This window comes from Tardiphaga sp., from assembly GCF_028290785.1.
In the GTDB taxonomy this organism is placed as follows: Bacteria; Pseudomonadota; Alphaproteobacteria; order Rhizobiales; family Xanthobacteraceae; genus Tardiphaga.
Genome location: NZ_JAQGJD010000285.1, coordinates 1 through 15,570, shown reverse-complemented (window position 1 = coordinate 15,570; position 15,570 = coordinate 1). Strand labels below are relative to the sequence as shown.

General features: G+C 66.2%; 12 protein-coding genes, 1 tRNA gene and 1 pseudogene. All 14 read left to right on the top strand.

The genetic code is table 11. The features are described from left to right. The coding region (locus tag JWR89_RS17285) for a hypothetical protein (protein ID WP_299718298.1) at nucleotides 1-1,216 on the top strand (1,216 nt) is incomplete at its 5' end. A 7-nt stretch (nucleotides 1,217-1,223) separates the two neighbouring features. Continuing rightward, a complete protein-coding gene (locus JWR89_RS17280) occupies nucleotides 1,224-2,939 on the top strand; it encodes a heme biosynthesis HemY N-terminal domain-containing protein (RefSeq protein WP_299718296.1) in 1,716 nt (571 codons plus the stop codon). A gap of 146 nt (nucleotides 2,940-3,085) precedes the next feature. Continuing rightward, nucleotides 3,086-3,161, top strand: a tRNA-Thr gene (locus JWR89_RS17275). A 99-nt stretch (nucleotides 3,162-3,260) separates the two neighbouring features. Next, nucleotides 3,261-4,943 carry a methyl-accepting chemotaxis protein gene (locus JWR89_RS17270; protein ID WP_299718301.1) on the top strand — a complete coding sequence of 561 codons (1,683 nt, stop codon included), beginning with the start codon at nucleotides 3,261-3,263 and terminating at the stop codon, nucleotides 4,941-4,943. 97 nt (nucleotides 4,944-5,040) lie between these two features. Beyond that, nucleotides 5,041-6,333 carry a glutamate-5-semialdehyde dehydrogenase gene (locus JWR89_RS17265; RefSeq protein ID WP_299718294.1) on the top strand — a complete coding sequence of 431 codons (1,293 nt, stop codon included), beginning with the start codon at nucleotides 5,041-5,043 and terminating at the stop codon, nucleotides 6,331-6,333. Nucleotides 6,334-6,363: 30 nt separating this feature from the next. Next, on the top strand, nucleotides 6,364-6,990 hold the full coding sequence (locus tag JWR89_RS17260) for a nicotinate-nucleotide adenylyltransferase (protein ID WP_299718292.1): 627 nt from the start codon (nucleotides 6,364-6,366) through the stop codon (nucleotides 6,988-6,990). Nucleotides 6,991-7,347: 357 nt separating this feature from the next. Beyond that, the gene (rsfS, locus tag JWR89_RS17255; protein WP_299718300.1) at nucleotides 7,348-7,716 is read left to right on the top strand and encodes a ribosome silencing factor; all 369 of its coding nucleotides are present in this window, start codon (nucleotides 7,348-7,350) and stop codon (nucleotides 7,714-7,716) included. 166 nt (nucleotides 7,717-7,882) lie between these two features. Beyond that, the gene (rlmH, locus tag JWR89_RS17250) at nucleotides 7,883-8,365 is read left to right on the top strand and encodes a 23S rRNA (pseudouridine(1915)-N(3))-methyltransferase RlmH (protein ID WP_299718290.1); all 483 of its coding nucleotides are present in this window, start codon (nucleotides 7,883-7,885) and stop codon (nucleotides 8,363-8,365) included. A gap of 134 nt (nucleotides 8,366-8,499) precedes the next feature. Then, the gene (locus JWR89_RS17245; protein WP_299718299.1) at nucleotides 8,500-9,774 is read left to right on the top strand and encodes a peptidoglycan DD-metalloendopeptidase family protein; all 1,275 of its coding nucleotides are present in this window, start codon (nucleotides 8,500-8,502) and stop codon (nucleotides 9,772-9,774) included. Further along, nucleotides 9,771-11,138, top strand: coding sequence for a S41 family peptidase (locus JWR89_RS17240; protein ID WP_299718288.1), 1,368 nt, complete (start codon nucleotides 9,771-9,773; stop codon nucleotides 11,136-11,138). Before JWR89_RS17245 ends, JWR89_RS17240 begins: the two co-directional genes overlap by 4 nt. A 168-nt stretch (nucleotides 11,139-11,306) precedes the next feature. After that, a complete protein-coding gene (zapE, locus tag JWR89_RS17235; protein ID WP_299718286.1) occupies nucleotides 11,307-12,491 on the top strand; it encodes a cell division protein ZapE in 1,185 nt (394 codons plus the stop codon). A 193-nt stretch (nucleotides 12,492-12,684) separates the two neighbouring features. Beyond that, a complete protein-coding gene (gene mdh, locus JWR89_RS17230; protein WP_299718284.1) occupies nucleotides 12,685-13,653 on the top strand; it encodes a malate dehydrogenase in 969 nt (322 codons plus the stop codon). A 199-nt stretch (nucleotides 13,654-13,852) separates the two neighbouring features. Continuing rightward, complete coding sequence (gene sucC, locus JWR89_RS17225; protein WP_299718282.1) at nucleotides 13,853-15,049, top strand: ADP-forming succinate--CoA ligase subunit beta; 1,197 nt, start codon at nucleotides 13,853-13,855, stop codon at nucleotides 15,047-15,049. A gap of 4 nt (nucleotides 15,050-15,053) precedes the next feature. Beyond that, nucleotides 15,054-15,570, top strand: a pseudogene (locus JWR89_RS17220) (succinate--CoA ligase subunit alpha); the annotation flags it as partial.

Below are 15,570 nucleotides of genomic sequence, written 5' to 3'. Positions count from 1 at the left end.
CATGGTCGATGACAGGCCCGTTGAGACTGGACCGCTGGATCCCGGCAGGCCGCGCCGTGCGCCGCCGACCATCGATCTGCCGGCATCCGAAGTGACCAGCGAGACTTCCGGACCGGTGGTTTCGGAGGAAGTTGCGACTGTCGGGGAACCGGCCGCCGCCGAAGAAGCCGCTGTCGAGGAGACCGCCGCCGAATCCATCGCCGACCCGGTTTCGCCTGCCGAACCGCCGCCGCCGCAACCGAAGCGGCCATCGGTGCTGCTGCCGGCCGCGACGGGCGCGCTGGTCGCCGCCCTGCTGCTCGGCGCCGCGTCATGGGCCGGTTGGCCCGGTTCGGCCACGCCGCCATCGCAGGACGATGCCGCGCTCGAGGCGCTCGCTGCGCGGGTCGCCAAGGTCGAAGCCCGGCCTGCCGCGCCTTTGAGCGGCACCGCTTCGCCCGATCCTGCCATCGCCACTCGTCTGGATACGCTGGAAAAATCCCTGGCGTCGCTGCGCGGCGATCTTGCCGCCGCGAAAAGCCAGTCGGAGCGTGCTGCTTCCGCGGTCAACGATCTGAAATCGGCGCCACGCGAAGCCGTGGCGGCGGTGGACCTGTCGCCGATCAGCGAACGGCTCGCCCAGGTCGAGCGCGCCGCCGGTGCGCTGAAGACCGAGGCCGCGCAACAGAGTGCGAAGCCGGCCGACGACCGCCCGCTTCGCCGCGTCGTCGCGGCCTCGCTGCTCGATACGTCGGTGCGCCAGAGCGAGCCCTATGCGGCGGCGCTGAACGCCGCGAAACCGCTCGCCACGGATGCCAATGGGCTGAAGGCGCTGGACGGCTTTGCCGCCACCGGCGTGCCGAACGCCGCCGCACTGAGCCGCGATCTGCTGGCGCTGCTGCCGAAGCTGGCGACGGCCGTCGAACCTGCCGCCACCACCACCACCGGCACGGGGATCGTCGATCGCCTGCAGGCCGGCGCCGTCAGGCTGCTCCACATCGAGCGCACCGATGCGGTCGCGGGTGATAACCGCAGCGCGGTGGTCGCGCGCGCGACCGCTGCCGCCCGCCGCAACGATATCGCCGAGGCCAGGCGCGAACTCCTGACGCTGCCGGCGGCCGATCGCGCCGCGGTGCAGCCGTGGATCGACCGCGTCGATGCACGCGACGCCGCACTGGCCGCTTCCCGTCAATTTGCAGCGGACGCCATGACCGCGCTCGCCAAACCGGCGCCATAGGAATCCGATGCTCCGAATCATTCTGTTCCTCGCCTTGATCGCGCTCGCCGCCGCCGGTGCCGCCTGGGTGGCCGACCAGCCCGGCGATGTGGTGCTGACATGGGGCAGCTTGCGCGCCTCGCCGTCGCTGCCGGTGTTCGCGCTGCTGCTCGGCCTTGTGATCGGGGCATCGATATTGGCCTGGTCGATCCTGAGCGGGCTGTTGCACACGCCGGCCCGGATGCGCCGCCGCCGCCGCGACAAACGCCTGGCCCGCAGCCGCCACGCCATCACCCATGGCCTGCTCGCCATCGGCCACGGCGACAGCGATGCCGCGCGCAAACATGCCGATGTCGCCAGGCGGCTGGCGTCGAACGATCCGCTGGCGCTGCTGCTCACGGCGCAGTCGGCGCAGCTCGACGGCGACCGCGCCGGCGCCCATCGCGCGTTCCGCGCCATGGCGGAGCGCGAAGACACCCGGCTGCTCGGCCTGCGCGGGCTGTTCATCGAGGCGCAGCGCAGCGACGATCCCGTGGCCGCGGTGAACATCGCAGAAGAGGCGCTGAAGCTGGCGCCGGGCTCGACCTGGGCGTCGCAGGCGCTACTCGGCTTCCGCTGCGCGCAGGGCGACTGGACCGGCGCGCTGTCGATCCTCGACAACAACCTGGCTTCCGGCCTGATCGACCGGGCCGCGTTCCGGCGCCAGCGCGGCGTGCTGCTGACGGCCCGCGCGCTGGAGCTGGAGAAGGTCGATCGCGATCTTTCCCGCGAGAGCATCATGGAGGCCATCAAGCTGGCGCCGACTCTGGTGCCGGCCGCGGTGCTCGCGAGCAAGTTCCAGAGCGAGGCGCACCAGATCCGCCGCTCCATGAAGATCGTCGAGACCGCCTGGCTGGCGCAGCCGCATCCCGACCTCGCCGACGCCTATGCCCATGTGAAGCTCGGCGATTCCGCGCGACAGCGGCTGGTCCGGGTCGAGACGCTGGCGGCCAAGGCGCCGGGCCATATCGAAAGCGCGCTGGCGGTGGCCCGCGCCGCCATCGACGCCGCGGAATTTACCCGCGCCCGCGAGGCGCTGGCGCCGTTCACCGCCAACTCGACCCAGCGCGTGGCGATGCTGATGGCCGAGATCGAGCGCACCGAGAACGGCGACAGCGGCCGTGCCCGGGCCTGGACGCTGCGGGCGGTGCGCGCGCTGCACGATCCGGTATGGACCGCCGATGGCTATGTCTCGGATCGCTGGCGGCCGGTGTCGCCGGTGACCGGCCGGATCGATGCGTTCCAGTGGCAGACGCCGCTGGCCGCGCTGCCGTCGGACAACATCTCCACTATCGAATCCGAGATTCTTCGCGAGACCGTGCTGGCGCCACCGCCGCGCACGCTGCCGCGGTCGGCCATTGCGGCCGAGGCGCCGGTCGCGCCGTTGCAGGACAATGTACCGGAGCCGGATGCCGGGCCCGAGCCGGAAGCAGCCGCCGAGGCGTCGGCCGACCCGGTCGAAGCGCCGCCCCCGCCGCCCCCGCCGCCTCCGGCCCCCGCTGCGCCGCCCTCGCTGTTCCGTGATCGCCCGGAACTGGCCAGGGATGCCGCCAGGCCCGCCGCGATCCCGGCCGTCATCCCGATCCTGCGCGCGCCGGACGATCCCGGCGTCGAGGAAGACGAGCTCCGCGACGAATTTGCCGAATTGAACGCCGGGCAGCAGGCCGGCGGCTGGCGCGGCTTTCTCGGCCGCTGGGGCGCCTGACCCGCGGTCGGGCCGGCCATCGCCTCGATGGCGCGTCGGCCCAGTTTTACGGCTGCCGCAGCATCCGGCTTCTTGCCAAGCGGGGCCCCGACCGATATCAGATGCGCCAGCGTTTCCGGCCCAAAAGCCGAATCGCCGCTTGGTTCGCCGCAATAGCTCAGTTGGTAGAGCACGTCATTCGTAATGACGGGGTCACAGGTTCGAGTCCTGTTTGCGGCACCATTTGCCCCCGCGGTTCTCTCATCGAACAGCGCCGCGCGGTTAACGGTATCTTTGTCTCGCCATGCAACACCTGCGTGTGATTTCGCAGGGGCCGTGACCATGATCAATAAAATCCGCATTCGCACCAAGCTGCTGCTGGTGCTGGTCCTCACCGGCCTGTCGCTCGCCGGTGCGATTGGCGCGGCGACCACGATCCTGCATCAGCGGATGCTGCAGGACCGCATCGGCAAGCTGAAGGCCGTCGTCGAAATGGCCTATGAGCAGGCGCAGGCGTTCGACGCCCTGGTCAAGGCTGGCAAGATGGCTCGCGACGAAGCGATGGCGCGCTTCAAGGAAGTCGGGCGCGGCATGTGGTTCGACAACCACACGGCCTATGTCGGCATCGTCGATTATGACGGCCTGTGGTTCCTGAATGCGGGCGTGCCGAAAATCGAAGGCTCGCTCGGCAGCAAGATGCCGGACGGCCGCTACGTCTCGGAGAATCTCCGCAATGCCGTGAAGTCCAGCGACGAAGGGCTCGCGGTCTATGACTACCCGAAGCCGGGCAGCACCGAAGCGGTGCCGAAGATGACCTTCATCAAGAAGTTCGAACCCTGGAAGCTGAATATCACCGCCGGAGTCTGGATCGACGACCTCGAGGCCGATTACTACGCCGTGGTCTATCGCCTCGCCGGCTTTGGTCTGCTGCTGCTGCTGATCACCGGCGGACTGATCCTCGGGTTGAGCCGCAACATCACGCGATCGCTGTCCGGCCTGCGCGACAAGATGGTCAGGCTGGTCGATGGCGACCTCGCGGTCGATATCGCCGAGGCTGCGCGCAGCGACGAAGTCGGCGAAATGGCCAAGGCGGTGCAGGTGTTCAAGAACAATGCGGTGGCGATGCAGGCGCTGCAGGCCGAGCAGACGGCGCTCGGCGCCGATGCCGAGCGGCAGAAGAAGCAGGCGATGCGCGAGATGGCGGACGGCTTCGAGGCCCGCATCGGCGGCATCGTCGGCGCGGTCTCCGGCGCCGCCGCCGCGATGCAGAGCACCGCGCGTTCGATGTCGGTCAACGCCGAAAGCACCCAGCAGCGCACCAGCGCGGTGGCCGCCGGCGCCGAGGAATCCAACGTCAACGTGCAGACCGTCGCCGCGGCGTCGGAAGAACTCGCGGCCTCGATCGCCGAGATCGGCCGTCAGGTGACGCAGGCTGCCGTCGTGGCCCGCAAGGCCAATGAGGAAAGCGACAAGACCAATGCCAGCGTCGCCGGTCTCGCCGATGCCGCGCAGAAGATCGGCGAGGTGGTCGCCTTCATTACCCAGATCGCCAGCCAGACCAATCTGCTGGCGCTCAACGCCACCATCGAGGCGGCGCGTGCCGGCGAGGCCGGCCGCGGTTTCGCGGTGGTCGCTTCCGAAGTGAAGTCGCTGGCGACCCAGACCTCGAAGGCCACCGACGACATCCGCGCCCAGATCGAGACCATCCAGGCCGAGACCGCCGACGCGGTGGCGGCGATCAAGCGGATCTCGATGACCATCGTCGAGGTCAACGACATCTCCACCACCATCGCGGCGTCGATGCATCAGCAGGGTGCCGCGACCCAGGAAATCACCCGCAACGTCCAGGAAGCCGCGGATTCCGCCAAGCACGTCTCGGAAAACATCAACGGCGTCAGCGAAGCCGTCGAAGCCACCGGCCAGGCGGCGTCCGGATTGCTCGGGGAGGCCGACAAGTTGGCCCGGCAGGCCAGGACGCTGCAGGCCGAAGTCGGGGACTTCCTCGCCACCGTGCGGGCGGCCTGACGCGCTTTCGCGCGCCAGCCATCGCGGAACACGCTTTGACCTCGGCCCCGCGAGTCCCTATTTTGCGGTCAGAGTTTCCTGCCGCTTCGGGCTCGACATGACCGCCTCGCTGAAATCCGTCGAAGGCACGGCCGACCTGCCGTCGCTGATGAACGACCTCGCGCTTGCCGCGCGCGCCGCGGCGCGCGTGCTGGCGGTCGCCCCGACGGACCAGAAGAACCGGGCGCTGGCCGCCATGGAGCAGGCGATCCGCTGCGGGGCTGCGGCGATTCTCGCCGCCAATGCCGAGGATGTCGCCGAAGTCCGCGCCAGTGGCGCCACCGCCGCCTTTATCGACCGGCTCACCTTGACCGAGGCCCGCGTCGCCGAGATGGCCAACGGCATCCGTGTCATCCACGATATCGCCGATCCCGTCGGCGCCATCACCGAAAGCTGGCAGCGGCCCAACGGCATGACCATCGAGCGCGTCCGCGTGCCCTTGGGCGTCGTCGCCGTGATCTTCGAAAGTCGCCCCAATGTCGCCGCCGACGCCGGCGTGCTGTGCCTGAAGTCCGGCAATGCGGTGATCCTGCGCGGCGGCTCCGACAGTTTCCGCTCCTGCCGCGCCATCCATCAATGCCTGGTGCAGGGACTTCGCGAGGCGGGGCTCCCCGAGGCCGCCATCACGCTGGTGCCGACCCGCGACCGCGCCGCGGTCGGGCTGCTGCTCACCGGCCTCAACGGCGGCGTCGATGTGATCGTGCCGCGCGGGGGCAAGAGCCTGGTGGCGCGGGTCGAGGCCGAAGCCCGGGTGCCGGTGTTCGCGCATCTCGAGGGCGTCAACCACGTCTATATCGATCATGCCGCCACGCTGGAGATGGCCAAGTCGATCGTGCTGAACGCCAAGATGCGGCGCACCGGGGTCTGCGGCGCCGCCGAAACGCTACTGGTCGATCGCGCGGTGGCGGCGACGCACCTCAAGCCACTGGTCGATATGCTGATCGCGGCCGGCTGCGAAGTGCGCGGCGACGCCGCCGTACAGGCCGCCGATGCGCGCGTGAAGCCCGCGACCGACGAGGACTGGGACACCGAATACGAGGACGCCATCATCGCCGCGAAAATCGTCGATGGGGTCGCCGGCGCCATCGCCCATATCCACGATCACGGCTCGCACCATACCGATGCGATCGTGACCGAGGACGTGGCGGTCGCCACGCAATTCCTCAACGAGGTCGATTCCGCGATCGTGCTGCACAACGCCTCGACCCAGTTCGCCGATGGCGGCGAGTTCGGCTTCGGCGCCGAGATCGGCATCGCCACCGGCAAATTCCACGCCCGTGGCCCGGTCGGTGCGGAGCAGCTCACCAGCTTCAAATACCGGATTCACGGCACCGGACAGACCCGGCCGTGACCCGACCGGTGTGCCCGCGTGGGGACTGAATTGCATCAGCCTTCGGTCTCCGCCCCGGGCATCCCGTTTCACAGCGACGGCATGCGGATCGGCCTGCTCGGCGGATCGTTCAATCCGCCGCACGCAGCCCATCGGGCGATCAGCCTGTTCGCGATGAAGCGGCTGCAGCTCGATCGGGTATGGTGGCTGGTGTCGCCGGGCAACCCGCTGAAAGATCCGCGCAACCTGCACGACCTCGCCGAACGCGCCGCCGCCGCCCGCGCCATGGCGGATCATCCGCGAATCGACGTCACCTGCCTCGAGACGGCGATCGGCACCCGTTATACCGTCGATACCATCAGCTACCTGCGCCGCCGCTGCTCCAAGGCCCATTTCGTCTGGATCATGGGCGCCGACAACCTAGCCCAGTTCCACAAATGGGAAAACTGGCAGCGAATCGCCTCGGAAGTGCCAATGGCCGTGGTCGATCGGTCGCAACAGGGGCTTCGCGGACTGGCTAGCACCGCCGCCCAGGCCCTGGCGCGCTACCGGATACCGGAGCGCGACGCTGGGTCATTGGCCGACCTGCAGCCGCCGGCCTGGGTATTCCTGACCGGGCTGAAGCTCAGCCTGTCCTCGACCCGGCTGCGCAACGAAGATGGCAGCTGGAAGACGTAATTCCACAACACTCGCCCGATAAGTGCTATAGGGCGGGCGCTGGAATATTGAATCCGGCCACCCCGCATGCATACTTTCTTCACCGGGCGACGGATTCGGCGCCCCGTACCGTGAAAGGAATGGTCCCTGGCCACTTCTGTATCGACAAAGACCGGCGCCGCCAAAAAGAAGGCCCCGGCCAAAGCTGTTTCACCCAAAAAGCCTGCTGCCAAGGTTTCCTCGAAGGCCGCCGCGCCGAAGAAGGCTGCCGTCGCCAAGAAGGCCGTGATCGCCAAGAAGGCGACCGAGCCCAAAACCGCCGGACCCAAGGCGATTGCGCCCAAGGTGACGAAGGCGAAGAAGGCGGCGCTGGTCGGCCTGCAGGTTCGCGACAGCGCCACCGAGGTGCTCGATCTGATCCTCAAGCGTCTCGACGACATGAAGGCGGAAGAAACCGTCACCATCGATCTGCGCGGCAAATCGGCCTATTCCGACTACATGGTCGTGACCACCGGCCGCTCCAACCGCCATGTCGGTTCGCTGGCGGAGAACGTCGCCAAGGGGCTGAAGGAATCCGGCAACAAGAAGGTCCATATCGAGGGCCTGCCGAATTGCGACTGGGTACTGATCGATTCCGGCGAAGTCATCGTCCATGTCTTCCGCCCCGAAGTGCGCGAATTCTACAATCTCGAACGGTTGTGGACGACCCCGGCCGACGAAGCCAAGATCGAGCTGAAGGCGGTTTGATTCTTTTCCCGGACGCGCTGCAGCGTGAAACGCTGCTGCGCAGAGCCGGACCCGTATCAAACTCCGACGCCGGAGCCCGCAATGGCCCCCGCTCTGCGAAGCGATACTTCGCATCGCGTCCGGGGCAAGCAGCCAGCTTCTCCATGAACCATGATACCCTGCACTGATGCATCTCGCTGTGATTTCAATCGGCAAGCTCAAGCAGGGGCCCGAACGCGAATTGGCGGAGCGGTACCGGGATCGGTTCGACGACATCGGCCGCAAGCTCGGTTTCCGCGGCCTGGCGGTTCATGAAATTCCGGAAAGCCGTGCCCGCGATACCGCCACCCGGATCCATGAGGAGGCGGCCGCGATTGCGGCGCTGCTTCCGGACAAAGCCGTGCTGGTCGCGCTGGACGAGCGCGGCAGCAGTGTCGACAGCGCGACATTTGCGCGGCATCTTGGCAAATGGCGGGACGAATCGGTGCCGCACACTATTTTCCTGATCGGCGGCGCGGACGGACTTTCGCCCGAATTGCGGCGCAAAGCCAAGCTTAGCATTGCATTCGGCTCGGCGACCTGGCCGCATCAAATGGTCCGGGTCATGCTGCTCGAACAGATTTACCGGGCGGCGACGATTTTATCCGGCCATCCGTATCACCGCGTTTGAGACATCAGAGCAAAGGCGCCGACCGATCGATGCAGTCACCGCGGCCAACTCAATCCCAGCTCCACGCCGTTCGCCGCGGCCCGCCGCACGCGCTGTCGTTTCCCATCATGCTGTTGTCGGCCGGTATGGCCGGCATGACCGCGATACCGGCGCGGGCGCAGGTCGCCGCATCGACGCCGCAAGCGACCGCGCCGTCCGTAGACATCATCCGGCAGCGCGAGCAGGAGCTCGAGGCCGCGCGCGCGCAGCAGAAGAGCGCCGCCGAGCTGCAGGAAAAGCTGAAAGCGGATATCGCAGCCCTCGGTCAGGATCGCGGCAAGCTCAGCCAGCAGCTAATCGATATCGCCGCGCGCGTGCGCGGCGTCGAGGCGCGAATCGATGACGCCGAGGCGCGCTTGCGCCCGCTCGATACGCGCGAGAAGCAGATCCGCGGTTCGCTGGAATCGCGCCGCGCCGAAATCGTTGAAGTGCTCTCCGCGCTGCAACGCGCCGGCCGGCGCGCGCCGCCGGCATTGTTCGTGCGCCCCGAGGATGCGCTGAAGTCATTGCGGACGGCGATGCTGCTGGGCGCCGTCGTGCCCGAGATGCGCGGACGGGCCGACCGGCTGGTCGCCGATCTCGGCGAATTGGTGAATCTCCGCAAGGCGATCGCTACCGAGCGCGACCAGCTCGCCACCGACCGCGACAAGTTGAAAGACGACCAGACCCGGCTCGCCTCCTTCACCGACGAGCGGCAGAAGAAGCAAAGCGCTGCCGAGAAGGACATGGAAGCCGAAGCAGCCCGCGCGCTCGCGCTGTCCAAGCAGGTCGATAGCCTGCAGGGCCTGATCGCGAAGATGGAGCAGGATTCCAAGGCTGCCGCCAAGGCGGCGGCGACGGCCGACCTGCAGGGCACGCCGGCCGCGCTGAGCAACGGCAAGCCAAATATTGGCGCTCTCAAGGATACCGGCCGGTTAAGCCCGGCCATCGCCTTCGCCTCGGCCAAGGGACTGTTCGCCCTGCCGGTCAACGGCGTGAAAATTCGTAATTTCGGCGGTTCCGACGGTGTCGGTGGCGTCGAAAAGGGCATTTCGCTGGCCGCCCGGGCCGGTGCCCAGGTCACAACCCCGTGTGATGGCTGGGTTGTCTATTCCGGCCCATTCCGCAGCTATGGACAACTCTTGATCCTCAACGCCGGTGGCGGGTATCATGTGTTGATCGCCGGGATGGAGCGCATTTCGGTAAGCATTGGCCAGTTCGTCCTCACGGGGGAGCCGATTGCGGTCATGGGATCGACCTCCCGGGTCGCTTCGGTGCTCGCGGCCAATGCCAGCCAGCCTGTGCTCTATATCGAGTTTCGTAAGGACGGAACTCCCATTGATCCTGGCCCATGGTGGGCCGCAAACGAAGGCGAAAAGGTTCGCGGATGATGCGCAAGACTTCAATAATCCTGCTGAGTGCTGCCACCGGCGCCGCCTTGACGCTGTTCGTCACCCAACCCCGCGCGGTGTTCATGGGGACCAGCGCGCGCGCTGCGACCTCCGACACCTATCGCCAGCTCAATTTGTTCGGCGACGTGTTCGAACGCGTCCGCTCCGACTATGTCGAGAAGCCCGACGACAGCAAGCTGGTGGAGTCCGCGATCTCCGGCATGCTGACCGGCCTCGATCCGCATTCGAGCTACATGGACGCCAAGAGCTTCCGCGACATGCAGGTGCAGACCCGCGGCGAGTTCGGCGGTCTCGGCATCGAAGTCACCATGGAAGACGGCCTGATCAAGGTGGTGTCGCCGATCGACGATACCCCGGCGTCGAAGGCCGGCGTCATGGCCAACGACATCATCACCAATCTTGACGACGAAGCGGTGCAGGGCCTGACCCTGAACCAGGCGGTCGAAAAGATGCGCGGCCCGGTCAACACCAAGATCAAGCTGAAGATCATCCGCAAGGGCCAGGACAACCCGATCGACGTCACGCTGGTACGCGACAACATCCGCGTCCGTTCGGTGCGCGCGCGCGTCGAGTCCGACGACATCGCCTATATCCGCATCACCACCTTCAACGAGCAGACCACCGAAGGCCTGAAGCGCGAAGTCGCTGCGCTGACGTCGCAGATCGGGGCCGACAAGCTGAAGGGCTTCATCATCGACATGCGCAACAATCCCGGCGGTCTGCTGGAAGAAGCGGTGACGGTGTCGGACGCGTTCCTCGAGCGCGGCGAGATCGTCTCAACCCGCGGCCGCAATGCCGAGGAAACCCAGCGCCGTACCGCCCATGCGGGGGATCTCGCCAAGGGCAAGCCGGTGGTCGTGCTGATCAACGGCGGCTCCGCCTCGGCATCGGAAATCGTTGCCGGCGCATTGCAGGACCACAAGCGCGCCACCACCATCGGCACGCGTTCGTTCGGCAAGGGTTCGGTGCAGACCATCATCCCGCTCGGCTCCGGCAACGGCGCGCTGCGGTTGACTACGGCGCGCTACTTCACGCCGTCGGGCAAGTCGATCCAGGCCAAGGGCATCGTGCCCGACATCGAGATCCTGCAGGACGTGCCGGATGAGCTGAAGTCGCGCACCGACACCAAGGGCGAAGCCTCGCTGCGCGGCCATCTGAAGAACGACGGCGACGAGAAGACCGGCTCGCAGTCCTACGTGCCGCCGGATGCCAAGAACGACAAGGCGCTGAAGGCCGCCGCCGACCTGCTGCACGGTATCAAGGTCACCGCGACCTCCGCCGCGCCGCCGGCCGCCGACGATGCCAAGCCGGACGCCGACAAGCCCACCACCAAGGCGAACTGACCGGCGTCAGTGCCCACGTGATTTGCTAATCGGGCGGCCTGCGGGCCGCCCTTTTTGTTGAAGCGTTCGCTTCTTCTTCCCGGCGCGGGGGCTAAAAGGAAGGCAGCGCATGCCTCTCCTCCTAATTCGCATCTTGCAATTTCCATTGCCGTGGGGCCGTTAGGCGCCATGTCTTCTGTCCAGCCGACGTCGTTCCGCGAACAATATCAAGCGCTCGTTGCCTCCGGCGCCATTGAGGCCGATCCGGCGCAGGCGCGCGCCGTGGAGGCCATCGCGCAACTCGATGCCGCGCTGGCCGCCTACAAGCCGCCGCGCAAGCAGAGCTTCATCGGCCGGCTGTTCGCCGACAAGAATGGCGGCCCGCCGCGCGGACTGTATGTCCATGGCGAGGTCGGCCGCGGCAAGACCATGCTGATGGATCTGTTCTTCCAGAGCAGTGCGGTGAGCCACAAGCGGCGCTGGCATTTCCACGAATTCATGGCCGACGTGCACGAACGCATCTACGGCTTCCGCCAGCAGATCGCGAAGGGCGAGCTGCCCGACGGCGACGTCATCGCGCTGACCGCCAGTTCGATCTTCGACGAAGCCTGGCTGCTCTGTTTCGACGAATTCCATGTCACCGACATCGCGGACGCGATGATCCTCGGCCGGCTGTTTGCGCGGCTGTTCGAACAGGGCACCGTGGTATTCGCCACCTCCAACGTCGAGCCCGTCAACCTCTACAAGGGAGGGTTGAACCGCGCGCTGTTCCTGCCGTTCATCAAGCAGATCGAGGACCACATGGCGGTGCTGCGGCTCGATTCGCGCACCGACTTCCGGATGGAAAAGCTCGCCGGCCTGAAGACCTGGCTGGTGCCTGCCGACGATGCCGCCGAGGCGGCGCTCGACCGGACCTTCCTGAAGCTCACCGGCGGCACCCCGGGCCAACCGCGCGACATTTCGATCAAGGGCCGCACGCTGCACGTGCCGCGCGAGGCCCAGGGCGTGGCGCGCTTCAGCTTTGGCGACCTCTGCGAGAAGCCGCTCGGCGCCTCCGACTATCTGCGGCTGGCGCATGACTATCACACGCTGTTCATCGACCGGATTCCGATGATGGACTACGGCGATCGCAATGCCGCCAAGCGCTTCATCGCGTTGATCGATACGCTCTATGACAATGCCGTGAAGCTGATGGCCTCGGCGGCGGCGGAGCCGCATGCGCTGTATCGGGCCAGCGAGGGGTTCGAGGCCATGGAGTTCGCGCGCACCGCGTCGCGGTTGTTCGAGATGGGTTCGGAAACCTACCTGGCGCTGCCCCACGGCCGCAGCGACTCCACCGCGGGCGGAGCGTCCACGGGGCTGGTGGAGACGTAGGTACGGCCTCTCCACGGTCGTCCCCGCGAAAGGTCATCCAACCTTCAAATCCAGCACCAGAAAAACGCAATGCAGCCCGGCGCCGGACAATTGCACGGGCTGCGACTTGAACGGTTTCCGTGAAAGGGATAACCAGCCAGTCAGAATTGCCTTCCTGATCCCATCCCCTTCGGCCTAAAAGGACAGATTTCCCATGGCGCGCAACAAGATCGCATTGATTGGCTCCGGTCAGATCGGCGGAACGCTGGCTCACCTGATCGGCCTGAAAGAACTCGGCGACGTGGTGATGTTCGACATCGCCGAGGGCGTGCCGCAGGGCAAGTCGCTCGACATCGCGCAGTCGTCGCCGGTCGATGGTTTCGACGCCAACTTCACCGGCGCCAATTCGTACGAAGCGCTCGAGGGTGCCGATGTCTGCATCGTCACCGCCGGCGTGCCGCGCAAGCCCGGCATGAGCCGCGACGATCTTCTCAGCATCAACCTCAAGGTGATGGAGCAGGTCGGCGCCGGCATCAAGAAGTACGCCCCGAACTCGTTCGTGATCTGCATCACCAACCCGCTCGACGCGATGGTCTGGGCGCTGCAGAAGTCCTCGGGCATGCCCCCGAAGATGGTGGTCGGCATGGCCGGCGTGCTGGACTCGTCGCGCTTCCGCTACTTCCTCGCCGATGAATTCAACGTCTCGGTCGAAGACGTCACCGCCTTCGTGCTCGGTGGCCACGGCGACACCATGGTGCCGCTGGTGAAGTATTCCACGGTCGCCGGCATCCCGCTGCCCGACCTGATCAAGATGGGCTGGACCTCGCAGGCCCGCCTCGACGAGATCGTCGATCGCACCCGCAACGGCGGCGCCGAGATCGTCAACCTGCTGAAGACCGGCTCGGCATTCTACGCCCCCGCCGCTTCCGCCATCGCGATGGCCGAGAGCTACCTCAAGGACAAGAAGCGCGTGCTGCCCTGCGCCGCCTACCTCAACGGCGAATACGGCGTGAAGGACATGTATGTCGGCGTCCCCGTCGTGATCGGCTCCAAGGGCGTCGAGCGCATTGTCGAGATCGAACTCGCCGGCAAGGACCGCGAAGGTTTCGACAAGTCGGTGGCGTCGGTCCAGGGTCTGGTCGATGCCTGCAAGAAGATCGCGCCGGACCTGCTCGGCGGCTAAGGCCTAACCTGATTACCGGCACCCTGGGGGTGCCGGTTCCGCATCTGGCGACATTGGCAGGCACTGCGAGCCCCGAGCCCATGAGCGCTTCACGATTGAACTCTGCGGCTTTGACTTGCGGCATGCCTGGTATACGGTATGCCAGATCAGAAATTGACGTATATTCCAGGTTCACCATCCGGGGTTCGGGAGCGACTATATGAACATCCATGAATATCAAGCGAAGGCCGTGCTGAAGGAATTCGGCGTGCCGGTTTCCAGGGGCGTGCCGATCCTTAAGGCTGAGGAAGCCGAAGCCGCCGCCAAGGAGCTCGGCGGTCCGTTGTGGGTGGTGAAGAGCCAGATCCACGCCGGCGGCCGCGGCAAGGGCAAGTTCAAGGAAGCCTCGGCCGGCGAGAAGGGCGGGGTCCGCCTTTCCAAGTCGATCGAGGAGACCAAGCAGTTCGTCAAGGAAATGCTCGGCGCGACCCTGGTGACCGAGCAGACCGGCCCCGCCGGCAAGCAGGTCAACCGCATCTACCTGGAAGACGGCTCCGACATCGAGAAAGAGTTCTACCTCTCGCTGCTGGTCGATCGCGAGACCTCGCGCGTGGCTTTCGTCGTTTCCACCGAAGGCGGCATGAACATCGAGGACGTCGCCCACAACACGCCTGAGAAGATCGTCACCTTCTCGGTCGATCCCGCCACCGGCGTGATGCCGCATCACGGCCGCACCGTGGCGCAGGCGCTCGGTCTGACCGGCGATCTCGCCAAGCAGGCCGGCAAGCTGATCACCCAGCTCTATACCGCGTTCCTGGCCAAGGACATGGACATGCTGGAGATCAATCCGCTGATCGTCTCCAAGACCGGCGAGTTGAAGTGCCTGGACGCCAAGATGTCGTTCGACAGCAACGCGCTGTACCGCCACCCGGAGATCGTGGCGCTGCGTGACACCACCGAGGAAGACGCCAAGGAAATCGAGGCGTCGAAGTACGACCTCGCTTACATCGCGCTCGACGGCACCATCGGCTGCATGGTCAACGGCGCCGGTCTCGCGATGGCCACCCTCGACATCATCAAGCTGTACGGCGAAAGCCCCGCCAACTTCCTCGACGTCGGCGGCGGTGCCACCGAGGAGAAGGTGACCGCGGCGTTCAAGATCATCACCTCGGACCCTTCGGTGAAGGGCATCCTGGTCAACATCTTCGGCGGCATCATGAAGTGCGACATCATTGCCGCCGGCGTCGTCGCCGCGGTGAAGACCGTCGGCCTCAAGGTGCCCCTCGTGGTCCGCCTCGAAGGCACCAATGTCGAGGAAGGCAAGAAGATCATTCGTGAATCCGGCCTGAACGTGCTGCCCGCCGACGATCTCGACGACGCTGCGCAGAAGATCGTCAACGCCGTGAAGGGAAAGTAAGCCGATGTCAGTTCTCATCGACAAGAATACCAAGGTGATGTGCCAAGGCTTCACCGGCAAGAACGGCACCTTCCACTCCGAACAGGCCATCATCTACGGGACCAAGATGGTCGGCGGCACCTCGCCGGGTAAAGGCGGCTCGAAGCATCTCGACCTGCCGGTGTTCGACACCGTCGCCGAGTGCCGCGACAAGACCGGCGCCGACGCGTCGGTGATCTACGTGCCGCCGCCGGGCGCCGCCGACGCTATTTGTGAAGCCATCGACGCCGGCATCCCGCTGATCGTCTGCATCACCGAAGGCATTCCGGTGCTCGACATGGTGCGCGTCAAGCGTTCGCTGTCCGGCTCCAAGTCGCGCCTGATCGGGCCGAACTGCCCGGGCGTCGTCACTGCTGGCGAAAGCAAGATCGGCATCATGCCGGCCAACATCTTCAAGCCCGGCAATGTCGGCATCCTGTCGCGCTCGGGAACGCTGACCTATGAAGCGGTGTTCCAGACCACCCAGGCCGGCCTCGGCCAGA